Origin of the sequence: Actinomadura viridis (assembly GCF_015751755.1) — a bacterium.
GTDB classification, from domain to species: Bacteria; Actinomycetota; Actinomycetes; order Streptosporangiales; family Streptosporangiaceae; genus Spirillospora; species Spirillospora viridis.
This window is the reverse complement of the sequence record NZ_JADOUA010000001.1, coordinates 8,253,201-8,265,956: the sequence shown is the minus strand read 5'-3', so window position 1 is coordinate 8,265,956 and position 12,756 is coordinate 8,253,201. Positions and strand designations below refer to the sequence as shown.

Annotated in this window: 12 protein-coding genes and 1 riboswitch; of the genes, 3 read left to right on the top strand and 9 right to left on the bottom strand. The window is 72.5% G+C overall.

Annotated features, from left to right (window positions below; genetic code table 11):
• Positions 1-57: 57 nt before the first annotated feature.
• From IW256_RS37535 to IW256_RS37520, 4 genes are all read right to left on the bottom strand, one after another.
• Entirely contained in the window at positions 58-681 is a 624-nt protein-coding gene (locus IW256_RS37535) for a nucleotidyltransferase domain-containing protein (RefSeq protein WP_197015466.1), read from the bottom strand.
• An 89-nt stretch (positions 682-770) separates the two neighbouring features.
• On the bottom strand, positions 771-1,049 hold the full coding sequence (locus tag IW256_RS37530) for a MoaD/ThiS family protein (protein WP_197015465.1): 279 nt from the start codon (positions 1,047-1,049) through the stop codon (positions 771-773).
• Positions 1,050-1,105: 56 nt separating this feature from the next.
• Complete coding sequence (thrC, locus tag IW256_RS37525; RefSeq protein WP_197015464.1) at positions 1,106-2,350, bottom strand: threonine synthase; 1,245 nt, start codon at positions 2,348-2,350, stop codon at positions 1,106-1,108.
• Positions 2,351-2,365: 15 nt separating this feature from the next.
• A riboswitch (SAM riboswitch) is annotated at positions 2,366-2,508 on the bottom strand.
• 199 nt (positions 2,509-2,707) lie between these two features.
• Positions 2,708-3,685, bottom strand: a complete 978-nt coding sequence (locus tag IW256_RS37520; protein ID WP_197015463.1) for a cation diffusion facilitator family transporter — start codon at positions 3,683-3,685, stop codon at positions 2,708-2,710.
• 133 nt (positions 3,686-3,818) lie between these two features.
• On the opposite strand from IW256_RS37520, the gene IW256_RS37515 reads away from it, so the two are divergent.
• Positions 3,819-5,324 carry an alpha,alpha-trehalose-phosphate synthase (UDP-forming) gene (locus IW256_RS37515; RefSeq protein ID WP_197015462.1) on the top strand — a complete coding sequence of 502 codons (1,506 nt, stop codon included), beginning with the start codon at positions 3,819-3,821 and terminating at the stop codon, positions 5,322-5,324.
• A 69-nt stretch (positions 5,325-5,393) separates the two neighbouring features.
• Here the strand turns inward: IW256_RS37515 and IW256_RS37510 are convergent, their stop codons facing one another.
• Together IW256_RS37510 and IW256_RS37505 are read right to left on the bottom strand one after the other, a co-directional pair.
• Positions 5,394-6,698 carry a sulfotransferase family protein gene (locus IW256_RS37510; protein WP_231404088.1) on the bottom strand — a complete coding sequence of 435 codons (1,305 nt, stop codon included), beginning with the start codon at positions 6,696-6,698 and terminating at the stop codon, positions 5,394-5,396.
• Between the two features lie 182 nt (positions 6,699-6,880).
• Positions 6,881-7,432 carry an RNA polymerase sigma factor gene (locus IW256_RS37505; protein ID WP_197015461.1) on the bottom strand — a complete coding sequence of 184 codons (552 nt, stop codon included), beginning with the start codon at positions 7,430-7,432 and terminating at the stop codon, positions 6,881-6,883.
• Between the two features lie 56 nt (positions 7,433-7,488).
• Here IW256_RS37505 and IW256_RS37500 point away from each other — a divergent pair, with 56 nt between their 5' ends.
• Both IW256_RS37500 and IW256_RS37495 read left to right on the top strand, forming a co-directional pair.
• Positions 7,489-9,669, top strand: a complete 2,181-nt coding sequence (locus tag IW256_RS37500; protein WP_197015460.1) for a serine/threonine-protein kinase — start codon at positions 7,489-7,491, stop codon at positions 9,667-9,669.
• Between the two features lie 264 nt (positions 9,670-9,933).
• Complete coding sequence (locus IW256_RS37495; RefSeq protein WP_197015459.1) at positions 9,934-10,500, top strand: PadR family transcriptional regulator; 567 nt, start codon at positions 9,934-9,936, stop codon at positions 10,498-10,500.
• A gap of 96 nt (positions 10,501-10,596) precedes the next feature.
• On the opposite strand, the gene IW256_RS37490 is transcribed toward IW256_RS37495, so the two are convergent.
• The 3 genes from IW256_RS37490 to IW256_RS37480 form a co-directional block, all read right to left on the bottom strand.
• Entirely contained in the window at positions 10,597-11,376 is a 780-nt protein-coding gene (locus IW256_RS37490; protein WP_197015458.1) for a hypothetical protein, read from the bottom strand.
• Positions 11,377-11,509: 133 nt separating this feature from the next.
• A complete protein-coding gene (gene otsB, locus IW256_RS37485) occupies positions 11,510-12,334 on the bottom strand; it encodes a trehalose-phosphatase (protein WP_197015457.1) in 825 nt (274 codons plus the stop codon).
• A gap of 19 nt (positions 12,335-12,353) precedes the next feature.
• Complete coding sequence (locus IW256_RS37480; protein ID WP_197015456.1) at positions 12,354-12,671, bottom strand: DUF3263 domain-containing protein; 318 nt, start codon at positions 12,669-12,671, stop codon at positions 12,354-12,356.
• Positions 12,672-12,756 lie beyond the last annotated feature (85 nt).

Sequence of the window (12,756 nt, the reverse complement as noted above, 5' to 3'; positions counted from 1 at the left end):
GTCGACGCGCCGTGATCGGGCTCGACCATATAGGCGGGGTGATCGGGGCGACAGTCCTTATGACCGAAGACCTGACGGCCGGTAATGGTCACGATGTGGTGCGCGGACGAGTGGGAGGACTTCCTCCTCCAGGCTCCGGGATATGCGCGTCCGGTAGCGCGCTTCCAGCCGGTCGCGGGCGCGGACGTAGTGGTCGGCCGCCTCTTCCAGGGAGAGCGGAAGGGTCTCGATTCCCAGGGGGCGGAGAAGGTGGTGGCTCATCTTGAGGAGTTCGCCCCGTACGCGGTCGTTCATCCCATGACGGCGCTTACTCACAAGCCATAGGGACCAGTCCCAGAAGTGTGAATCCATTGCCGCCAGGGTGTCGGGTCCCACGCGCCAGGGCGGGTTCCGACTGCGCGGTACGTCGCCGAAGATGAGATCGACCTTGACCGGGCCGGCGAAGATCAGCAGGTAACTCGCGTGGTCCCCCAGCGGATCCCATTGGGCGGCCAGGGGCTCATAGGGCGCCACCAATGCGGGCAGGTCTGCGGAAACTTCCGCGAAGTCCTCGATGGCTACGTGGAAATCCCAGTCCGACAGTTCGGTGGCGGTTCCGCGGGCGCGGGAGCCGATGGGTTCGACCCGCTCCACGGCGGGGTGCGCCCGTACCGCCTCGGCGATGGCCTCCACTATCCCCATGGCGAGAGTTTTACCCCCGCCTATAAGACCAAAAGCCCCCTTCTCCGGTGTTTCCGAAAAAGGGGGCCGATGGTGCGGAAGGGCCGGGGTCAGCCGCCGGCGACCGCGGGGATGATCGAGACCTGGGCGCCCTCGGGGGTGGGGGTGTCCAGACCGTCGGCGAACCGCACGTCCTCGTCGCCCACGTAGACGTTGACGAAGCGCCGGATCTTGCCGTTGTCGTCGAGGAGGCGGGCGGCGATGCCGGGGTGGTTGGCCTCGAGGTCGGCCACGACGGCGCGCAGCGTGGCGCCCTCGGCCTTGACCTCCGAATCGCCGCCGGTCAGGTTCCGGAGGATCGTCGGGATCCGCACGGACACGGTGCTCATTGCTGACTCCAAGATGCTCTGGTCGGTCCTACGTTCGCGGGTCCGGGCGCGGGCGGTCAGGCGAGGTCGGCGGCGCGGAACGCCTCCAGCGACGGGGTGATGTTCGCCGACGGCCCCACCTGGGAGGAGACCGCGTCCAGGGTCTTCAGCCCGTCCCCGGAGTTGATGATCACGGTCTCGGCGGACGGGTCCAGCGCGCCGTTCTCCACCAGCTTGCGCAGGTTGGCCACGGTGACCCCGCCCGCGGTCTCGCCGAAGATCCCCTCGGTGCGGGCGAGCAGCCGGATGCCCTCGACGACCTGCTCGTCGGTGACGTCCTCCACGGCGCCGCCGGTGCGCCGGACGACGTCCAGCACGTACGGGCCGTCGGCGGGGTTGCCGATGGCCAGGGACTTGGCGATGGTGGCCGGCTTGACCGGGCGGACGACGTCGTGCCCGGCCTTGAAGGCGGCGGCCACCGGGTCGCAGCCGGCGGCCTGGGCGCCGAAGACCTTGTACGGCCGGTCCTCGACCAGGCCGAGCTTGATCAGCTCCTGGAACGCCTTGTCGATCTTGGTCAGCTGGGAGCCGGACGCCACCGGGACGACGATCTGGTCGGGCAGCCGCCAGCCGAGCTGCTCGGCGATCTCGTACCCCAGGGTCTTGGAGCCCTCGGCGTAGTACGGCCGCACGTTGACGTTCACGAACGCCCAGTCCTCCTGCTCGCCCGCGATCTCCGAGGCCAGCCGGTTGACGTCGTCGTAGTTGCCGTCCACGGTGACGAAGGTGCCGCCGTACACCGCGGTGGTGATGATCTTCTGGCTCTCCAGGTCGGACGGCACGAACACCGCGCTGCGGATGCCCGCCCGCGCCGCCGCGGCGGCGACCGCGTTGGCCAGGTTGCCGGTGGACGGGCAGGCCAGCACCTTGAAGCCGAGCTCGCGGGCCGCGGCCAGCGCCACCGCGACCACCCGGTCCTTGAACGAGTGGGTCGGGTTGCCGCTGTCGTCCTTGACCCACAGCCGGTCCATGCCGAGCGACTCGGCGAGCTGGTCGGCCCGGACGAGGCGGGTGAGGCCCGGCTCGGTGTTGGGCGTCTCGGCGACGTTGGACGGGACGGGCAGCAGGCCGCGGTAGCGCCAGATGTTGCGCGGGCCCGCCTCGATGTCGGCGCGGGTGATGCCCCCGAAGTCGTAGGAGATCTCCAGGGGGCCGAAACACTCTTCGCAGGCGTAGTACGGGCCGAGTTCCCTGCTGTTGCCACATTCGCGGCAGGTCAGCGCGGTCGCGGGTCCGAGGTTTGCGGCAGACGTGGATGCCATGAAGCGAGGCCTTTCTCCCCATCTTTGCCTGTGCCACCTTGGTCACAGGCCGGAGTTGGCACCATTTCCCGGTCGGCCTCGCAGGATCGCGAGTGCGTACGAACCAGGTGGTTGCCGGGGCTTCGCAGGGCCGGTCCCTCCACCCCTCTGGATGAGCGTTGTTAAGTTGTGGGCGAGGGGCGACGGGGCCAGGGCCGGTGGGCCGGGCACTTCCCGCGCTCCTCTCAGCGTTCACTCCGCCTGAGCGGTATCGCGCTGTATGCGCGACTTTACATGATCTGACCGGTTGCCGGGCATCCGGTCTCGCCTGTTGAGACGTTACCCGGCCGCGCTCGTGATCATCCACGCCGGCCGCGGTCAGCCGACGGGGCGGCGCCGGAAGGCCGCGCGCCGCCGCCGGGGGGCCGCCGGTTCGGGCTCGCGCTGGGTCGGGTCGAGGAAGACGTGCCGGACGATCGGCAGGCGCTCCTGGAGCCGCCGGTCGATGTCCCCGGCGATGTCCTCGGCCTCGTCGGCGCTGATGGCGTCGGAGAAGTGCACCTTGGCCGCGACCAGGACCTCCTCCGGGCCGAAGTGCATGGTGAACAGCTCCTCGACGCCGGTCACGCCGCGGGCCGAGGCGATCTCCATCCGGATCTCGCGCTGCGTCCGCGGCTCCACCGACTGGCCGATGAGCAGGTGACGGCTGTCACGGCCGAGCGCGAACGCCACCCCCACCAGGAGCAGGCCGATCAGGACGGAGGCGAGGCCGTCCCACACCTGGGAGCCGGTGATCTCCCGCAGCGTCAGCCCGGTGGCGGCGATCACCAGCCCGATCATCGCCGCGGTGTCCTCGAACAGCGCGGCCTTGAACGTGAGATCGGGCGTGTGCCGTACGTGGTCCACCAGGTCCCGGCCGCTCTCGCGGACCTCCCGGCGGGCCTGGGTGAACGCGCGCAGCCAGGAGGTGCCCTCCAGCAGGGCCGCCACGCCGAGCACCGTGAACGCCAGCCAGACCTGTTCGCCACCGCCGGTCTCCCGGCCGCTGATCGTCAGGATCCCCTCGAAGATCGAGTAGCCGCCGCCCGCCACGAAGATCCCGAACGCGGCCAGCAGCGACCAGAAGTAGCGTTCGTTGCCGTAGCCGAACGGGTGCCGCCCGTCCGGCGGCCGTTCGCTGCGCCTCAGCGAGGCCAGCAGGAAGCCCTGGTTGAGGGTGTCGGCGACCGAGTGCGCCCCCTCCGCGAGCATCGCGCTCGATCCCGCCAGCACCCCCGCCACCAGTTTGGTGACCGCGAGAATGAGATTGGCCGCCCCTGCCACGAGCACCGTTTTGGTGGTTTCCGACCTGCTCATCCGCCAGCGGTACCCCGCCCGGCCCGGGCTAACCGATGACCTTGCCGGGCGGCTCATGACTCTGGAAAGAGAGTTGATGCTTTCCGCCGGGTCACTTTGATGTGGCCGTATTCGAACTGAGACCCTGGCCGGTATGAGCCAGGTGCTGGTGGCGTCCAACCGGGGGCCGGTGTCGTTCTCCCTCTCCGACGACGGCGCGCTGACCATGCGGCGCGGGGCCGGCGGGCTCGTGTCCGGGCTGGCCGGGATCATGGGCCGGACGGGCCGGGAGAGCGGCACGGAGGCCGCCGCGGGCGAAGCGGGGGCGGGGGCCGGGGCCGGGGCGGAGGTGCCCGAGGTTCTGTGGGTGTGCGCCGCTCTCGGCGAGGCCGACCGGGCGGCCGCGCGCCACGCGCCGGAGGGCCGCCTCGACCTCGCCGGGTACGAGCCGGGCGGGGCGGCGGTGCGGATGCTCGACATCCCCGCGGCCACCTTCCAGCGGGCCTACAACGCCGTGGCCAACTCGACGCTGTGGTTCGTCCACCACCTGCTGTACGACACCCCGTCCACGCCGCACTTCGACGCCCGCTCCCGGCGCGACTGGCAGTCGTACGAGGCGTACAACGCGGCGTTCGCCGACGCCCTGGCCAGGGACGCCGCGCCCGGCGCCAAGGCGGCCGTCCAGGACTACCACCTGTCGCTGACGCCGCGGATGCTGCGCGACCGGCGCCCGGACCTGAAGATCGTGCACTTCTCGCACACGCCGTGGGCACCGCCCGAGTACTACCGGCTGCTCCCCGACGACATCGGCGAGCGGATCCTGGACGGCATCCTGGGCGCCGACCACGCCGCGTTCCTGGCCGACCGGTGGGCCGAGGCGTTCCTGGACTGCTGCGCGCGGCTGCCCGGCGTCAAGGTGGACCGGGACGCCCGCACCGTCACCCGCGCCGGACATGTCACCGGTGTCGGGGTGTACGGGCTGGGCGTCGACGGGGACGCGCTGCGCCGGCGCGCGGCCGAGCCGGACGTCACGGCCAGGGTGGCGGCGCTGCGCGAGCAGGTCGGCGACCGGCGGCTGATCGTGCGCGTCGACCGGACCGAGCTGTCCAAGAACATCGTGCGGGGCCTGGCCGCGTACCGGGAGATGCTGGTCAACCATCCCGAGTGGCGCGGACGGGTGGTGCACCTGGCCTTCGCCTACCCGTCCCGGCACGATCTGCCCGAGTACCGGGAGTACACCGCGGCCGTGCAGCGGATGGCGGCGCGGATCTCCGACGAGTTCGGCACGGACGGCTGGGAGCCGCTGATCCTCCAGGTGAACGACGACTATCCGCGGTCGCTGGCGGCGTACCGGATGGCGGACGTGCTGCTGGTCAACCCCATCCGCGACGGCATGAACCTGGTCGCCAAGGAGGGCCCGGTCGTGTCGGAGCACGGGTGCGCGCTGGTGCTGTCACGCGAGGCGGGAGCCGCGGGGGAGCTCGGCCGCGACGCTCTCATCGTCAACCCCTACGACGTGACGCAGACCTCGGAGGCGCTGCACCAGGCGCTGCTCATGCCGCAGGATCAGCGCACCGCGCGCTGCGAACGGCTCAGGGCGGCGGCGACCGCGCTCCCGCCGCAACGCTGGTTCAGCGAGCAACTGGCGGCACTCGACTGAAGCCATCGGACAACGGCGACCGCCGCGGGCCGCCGGTCAGGCTGTAAGCCGTTCGGCCCGTTCGGCTGGTCAGCCGGTCATGGGCGGACGCTCGGCTTCCGTGTCGAGAAGGCACTGCACGGGGTTCGGCTCCTGCCTGCGCTGCCAGCGGTCCCGGAGGTCGGCCTTGCGGTGCGCCATCCTGCGGTGGGCCCCGGTCCTGGCCAGCTGGGCGAGCTGTCTCGGGGTGGGGCGGGCCGCCAGGTCGCTGGGCTCGTAGCCGTAGTCCTGGAGCCGTGCCCCGAACCCGATCTCCGCGAGGCCGATCTCCCACGGTTCCAGCCGGTTCGCCCAGGACCCGACACGGCCCGTGTCGACCGCCGAATGCGTCCGGTCGTGCCACACCTTCTGCTTCGGTACGGTCACCCGCGCGATGCCCTGGGGCTCGGTCATCGCCGGGTGGTACTCCTCGCCGATGAACGCGCACAGCCGGGTCAGCTCGATGGCGGGTTCGGCGACGAGCCGCTCGTACCGCATCTCGTAATAGGTGTCGGGACCCAGCCGCGACGCCAGCCTGCGCCCGGCGTCGATCGCCTCCCGCCACACGCAGACCGCGTGGTAGACGTCCTGCTTGTACCAGGGCATCTCGTTGAGGGAGGCGACGCAGTCACGGCCGTCCCTGATGAGGTGGACGAACTGCGCGTCCGGGAACAGCCGGAGCAGCGTTCCCACGTGCTTGATGTAGCTGGGCCGCTTGTCCCCCCAGCGGGGCTTGCCGAAGCGGCGGGCGTACGCGCGGAACACGATGCCCAGTGCGGACCCGAGCGTCGGCGGCCCGTCGACGATCTCCTCGACCACGGCCGCGGCGTCCAGGCCCAGGTCGCGGAACTTGGTCTCCTTGCGACCGGTGATCCACTCCGCCAGCGCGCGCCTGTTGACGCTGTCCCGGAGGTCACCGAAGTCCGACCGCGACGTATAGGCCGGGAGGAGGAAACGGGTCTCGGCCGGGATCGCGATCCGGGGATGGGAGTGCAGCATCAGCTGCAGCAGCGTCGTCCCCGACCGCGGGCATCCGATGACGAAGATCGGCCGCCCGCACGGGCCGGGGCCCTGGGCGGAGGCGTCGCCCCTGGCCGAGACCGTGCCCTGGACGGAGGCCGCGCCCTGGGCCGAGGCGGTGTCCTGGGCGGACGGGACGCTCCGCAGGAGCGGCACTCCCTGCCCGGAGGGAACGGCCTCAGCGCTCCCGGCGCCCCGAGTGGCCCCGGTGGCCCGGGCGGCCCCAGCGGCCTCGGAGGTCTCGGAGGTCTCGGAGGTCTCGGAGGTCCGGCCTTCCTCGCCGTCCCTGCCGTTCGTGGCGTCCCTGGCGTCGTTGGCGTCGTTGGCTGGAGACATGCACGGCATGCTGGCCGACCGTTCCTGCGCCGGACCCTCCGGCTGGGCGCACGGTTGCCGAGGCATTACCGATGCTTGACGCCCGCCGACCAGGCCATTTCCCCGCCTCTACCCACGCATCCGGCAAACCGGCGGCACACCGGAAGGGACCCGCGAGGGACCCGGAGTGGGCCGGGGAGGGATCAGGTGTAGGACTCGCCCAGGGTCTGCCGGACCTGCTTGCGCGCCTCGTGGATCCGCGACTTGACGGTGCCGAGCGGCAGCTTGAGCTGCTCGGCGATCTCGGCGTACTCCAGCTGGGACACGTCGCGCAGCACCAGGGCCTGGATGAGGTCGGGCTTGCGCGCCTCCAGGTCCTCCATGGCGTCCAGGATGTCCACCCGGGATCCCGCGATGACGCTGGTACGCCTGGGGTCGGGCCGCTGCTGGGGCAGCTCGCCCGCCTGCTCCACCGAGCGGCGCTTGAGGGAGCGGTAGGTCGAACGCGCGGAGTTGGCCACCACGACGTGCAGCCAGGTGCTGAACCTGGATCGCCCCTCGAATCGGTGGATGTTACGGGCGACCTGCAGCAACGCGTCCTGGCACGCCTCCTCGGCGTCCTGCCGGCAGGGCAGGAAGCGGGAACTGTGCCGCAGCACGTCGGGCTGGATCTTGCCGAGGAGCTCGTTCAGAGCGGCCTGGTCGCCCTGGGCGGCCTTGACGGCCAGCTCCTCGGTCCTCTCATCGAATGCCATCGCCGCGCCCCATGCTCGTTCGCACACACTCCCCGTTTGTTGGGCATGATACGGGAGTGTCCTTCCCTCCCACGGTCGGCCGTTACCGGATCGAACGCGTCCTCGGCTCCGGGGCGTTCGCCTCGGTCTGGCTCGGCCACGACGACGCGCTCGACTCCATGGTCGCCATCAAGGTGCTGTCCGGAAGCCTCCTCGACGACCTCGACGTGCGCAATCGCTTCCTGGAGGAGGCCCGGATCCTGCGCCGCGCGGACTCGGCGCGGCTGGTGCGGGTGCACGACATCGGTGAGCTGCCGGACGGGCGGCCCTACTTCGTCATGTCGTACGCCGACCGGGGAACGCTCGCCGACCGGATGCGGGATCGGCCACTTCCGGTCGCCGAGGCCCTTGTGCTCGCCGAGGAGATCGCCTATGGCGTCGAGGTGATCAACACGCTGGGCGTGATCCACCGCGACCTCAAGCCGTCCAACGTGCTCTTCCAGTCGGCGCCGGACGGCCGGGAACGGCTCCTGATCGCCGATCTCGGGCTGGCCAAGGCCCTCGCCCACGCGTCGGGCGCGTTCACCCTGCCGGTCGGCACGCCGGGGTACATGTCGCCCGAGCAGGCCCGTTTCGGCGGCGGCCTGGACGTGCGCGCGGACGTGTACGGTCTCGGCGCGCTCGTCTTCCACATGCTCACCGGCCGCGCGCCCGGCCCGCCGCCGGTGCGGGTCGCCCCGAGCTCGCTCCGCGAGGGCCTTCCGGCGGCGTTCGACGGCGTGGTCCTGCGGGCACTGGAGGTGGAACGCGAGAGGCGGTGGCCCACGGCCCAGGCGTTCGCGGAGGCCCTTTCCACGCTGCGGCCCACGGTGATGCCCGGCGCCGCGGCTCCTGCGCGCGGCGGCCAGCCTCCACCGCCGCTGCCGACCGTCCAGGACGGGTTCTATCCGGCCGCCGCGTCCTCCTACGGCCCGCCCCATCCGGCCCACCCCGGCGGAACGGGCAGTCCGGGCAGTACAGGTGGGCCAGGCGGAACGGGTGATCCTGACGCGTCGCAGCTTTCCACCCGAGAGGACCCGCCCGGCTCCGAGGACGCATCGCGCACCTCGCAGATGAGCCCGCCCCCCGACCAGGGCCCGCGGACGGTGCTCGACGGGTTCGACGGCGACCAGACCATGGTGGACGGCCCGGGCGGCGGCCGGTACCCGGCCCCCGCCCCACAGCCTTCACCTCCTTCGGCCCAGCCACCCCCTTCGGGGCTTCCGGACGACGGCCGCACCATCTCCTTCTCCACGCCGCCCCCTCAGGGCGAAGGCGCGCAAGCGCCTCAGACGATGGCCTTCCCCATGCAGGACCCAGGGCAGCAACCGCCGCCCCAGGGCGGAGGGCCGTACGACAGCGGACGCGGCCCCGTTCAGGGACCTGGCGGCGGGCCCCCTGGCCACCCGCACGGACCCGGACCCGGTCCCGGGCAGGGGCCCCTGCCAACGGGCTTCCAGCCACCGGGGCAGAGCGGCAAGCCACCTTCGGAGAGCCCGCTGGCGCGCCTGAAGAAGCTCGCGCTTCCCGGTCGCTCCGGCGGCCAGGGCGGGCCGGGTGGCCAAAGCGGGCCGAGCGGTCCCACCGGGCCGGGCGGCCCGGGCGGCGCCGGCGCGAAGAGGAATGTGACACCGCTGGTCATCGCGGCGGCGATCCTGGCGTTCGCCCTGGTCGGCGGGCTGGCGATCGGCGTGCTGCTGTCCGGTGGCGAGGATCCGCCGCCGAAGGGGGACACCGTCCCCAAGGACTTCGTCCAGGTCGCCGACGCCGGCGGCAAGATCAAGGCCGCCGTGCCGAAGGCGTGGCCCAAGGGGCAGGAGCCCACCTGGGACCCCTCGACCGTCAGGCTCGGCGACGGCCGGGCGCGCCCGGTGCTGCGCGCCACCCCGAACGTCGAGGACTTCAAGGGCAGCGGCGCGAGCCCGGGCGTGTTCATCGGCCTGACGACCGACGTGGCGAACGGGAAGCTCCCGCCGCCGAGCGCCGCCGTGCACCCGCAGTGCACCAAGGGGAAGCCGGAGAACTACACCTCGCCGGACAAGTCACTCACCGGCACCATCACCCGGTACACCGCGTGCAAGACCGGGACCCCGTCGGTGGTCGAGGTCGGCCTGCGGCACAAGAGCGGGACGTTCGGGGCGTGGGTCCGGGTCAAGGAGACCGACGGCCGGAACGCCACCAAGGACATCCTCGACAGCCTCAAGCTCACCGCCCCCTGATCCCTCGCTCCTTCGCTCCCTCACTCGACCACCTGACCCCTGACTCCTGCCACCTGACCCCTGGTCCCTGAGCCCTGGTCCCCGGTCCCTGAGCCCTGAGCCCTGGTCCCCGGTCATCCGAGGCCCGGCCGCCCGCTTACGTGGGCGGCCGGGCCTCTGCCGTTCCCGGGCGCCCGGCGATCCAGGCAGGCTCCGGAGTTGCATCGCGAGCACTCGCCGATATATCGTTAATGCATCGCAACCGATCAGTAGAAGGAGAGCACGATGAGGTACGGACGATTCATCGCCCCCGAAGAGCGCCCCCGGCGCGGAGACCCGTTCGGCCCGTGGGGAGGGCCCGGCTTCGGGCACCACGGGGGACGCGGTCGCGGTGGACGCGGCCGCCGGACCCGGCGCGGCAACGTCCGCGCCGCCCTGCTGGCGCTGCTGGCCGAGCGGCCGATGCACGGCTACGAGATGATCCAGGAACTCGACGAGCGCACCGGCGGCGTCTGGCGCCCGAGCCCCGGCTCGGTCTACCCGACCCTGCAGATGCTGGAGGACGAGGGCCGGGTCACCAGCGAGGAGCAGGGCGGCAAGCGGCTGTTCTCGCTGAGCGAGGCGGGCCGCGAGGAGGCGGCCGGGCAGTCCGCCGCCCCCTGGGAGGAGGTCACCGAGGCCGCGGGCGAGAACGCGCTGCGCGGGCGCGAGGCGGTCGGGCAGCTGATGGGAGCGCTGCACCAGGTCATGAGCGTGGGCAGCGAGAGCCAGAAGACCCGCGCTCTGGACGTCGTCAACGACGCCCGCCGCCGCCTGTACGGCATCCTCGCCGACGACCCCGAAGCCGAATGAACGCGGGCGTGACCGCGACGAGAGGTCCCGCAGACGACGAGAGGCCCCGGAGCCGTACCCCGGCCCGGGGCCTCTCCCTTCGCGCCGGTCGCCGCGTCAGCCCGGGAAGGGCACCAGCCTGGCCGTCCGGTCACCCATGTAGAGCTGCTTCCAGATGTAGAGCCGCACGTCGCCGCGCCTGATCCGCTTGTCGACCGGCATCTCGACCGTCGCCCGTACGAGGTAGGACGATCCGGGCGGCAGGTACCTGTCCCCGCCGTCCCCCGGCTCCAGCGCGCCGCCCGACAGCCGCCGGACGACCTCGCTCCTGATGGGGAGGGTGCACATGTTCTCGGGGACGCCGGCCTGCCGCATGCACCGCTCGCGCGCCTGCTCCGGCACGAGCGCGCGCCGTACGAACACGTCGCCCGGGAAGTCCAGGAGCACGTCCTGCCGCGAGGGGTTGGCCAGCGTGTACTCGACGTAGGCGAACGTGGAACCGGCCGGGGGCGAGGACCGCCGGGACGCCTCCGCGCCGTCGTCGGTGCCCGCGCGCACGGCGGCGAGCCGGTACCGGGAACCGTCGGCCGTTCCGACCTCGACCGGCTCCCCGGCCCGCGGCGCGGACCCCGTCGCCATCGGGGACGTGACCCCGTTCACCGACCGGGGCGGGGTGCGGGTCTCCTCGCCGTCCCCGCCGAACGGGAGCAGGATCGTGGCTCCGGCGGCGACCACGGCCGCGGCACCGCCCGCCGCCAGGCCGCCCGCGAGGACCACGCCCCGCCTGGAGCGCCGCCGCGGCGCCCGGCGGGACCGCCGCCGCTCACCGAGGCGTACCTGCACGCCGCTGGTCTCCCGTGCGCCGAGGGCCCCGGGCGGGCCGGGCCGACGCGGCATCCCCGGATCCGTGTCCACCGCACTCCCCTTCCATCGCCGGACTGCACAGTCTCGCGCAGGGGACGTTCCTCATCCGCGCCGACCCCGGCGGTAGCGGACGATCCCCCTGGTAGCGGACGATCCGGGCGGCAGGTCACCCGGGAAGCAGCGTCTCCAGGAAGTCCACCAGCCCGGCGGGGCCGTCGACGATGAGGTCGGCGCGTTCGGCCAGCGCGGTCACCTCGGCGGAGCCGCTGCAGACCTTGACGCCGGGCACGCCCTCGCCGCGCAGGACGTCGATCGCGTCGAAGGCGGCCAGGTCGCCCAGGTCGTCGCCGGCGAACAGGACCATGGACGGAGCGGCGCCGCCCGCCAGGCCGGCTTCGACGAAGCGGCGCAGGGCCATGCCCTTGTCCATGCCGGGCGGGCGCAGCTCCAGGACGAAGCGGCCGGGCTCGACCACCAGCCCGGCGCTCCCGGCCAGTTCCCCGAGGACGCCGCGCAGGCCGTCCAGCACCGCCTGGGGCTCGGCGCAGCGCCGGGTGTGGACGGCCACCGCCTGGCCCTTGTCCTCGACGAAGGTCTCGGCGGGGGCACCGGCGCCGGCCAGGACCCGGGGCAGCCTCTCGCGCACCTCGGCCACGCCGGGCGGCGGCTCGGGAACGGTCAGCTCGCCCGACTCCCAGCGTTCGAGCCCGTACTGGCCGAGCACCACCAGCCCGTCGATGCCCTCGAACCCGCCGTACTCGACCGCCACCGCGGCGGGCCGGCCGGTGATGATCACCAGCGCGCCCACCCGGGGGGCGAGCCGGGCCAGGGCGTCCGCGGCCCGGGGGTGCGCCCGGGCGGCGGCCGGGTCGTCCACGATCGGGGCGAGGGTGCCGTCGAAGTCGAAGCCGAGCACGGCGGTGGAGGGGGCGTCGTGGAGGGCCCGCAGGCCGTCGGCGCCGGCGGTCGTCCGGGTGCGCGAAAGGTTCACGGTTCCAGTCTTGGTGACGTCACGGCCGGATGCCCAACCGGCGCGCGGCGCGCTGCCGCTGCCGCTGCGAACGCATCCGGCGCAGGCGCTTGACCAGCATCGGGTCGTGCTCGAGCGCCTCGGGCCGGTCGATGAGGAGGTTGAGGAGCTGGTAGTACCGCGTCGCCGACATGTCGAACAGCTCGCGGATCGCCTGCTCCTTGGCTCCGGCGTACTTCCACCACCGCCGCTCGAAGGCGAGGATCTGGCGGTCGCGGTCGGAGAGGAGGTCGGCCGGGAAGGCTTCGTCGTCGTCGGGGCCGTCGGTCACAGGGGGCAGGGGTGGGCCATCGTTCATGCGTCCGTCCTGAAGGGGGCCGGCAGCGGGGTCGGCAGCGGGGTCCGTACGTCACGCATAAGATCCCCTCTGGTGTTACTCGTGC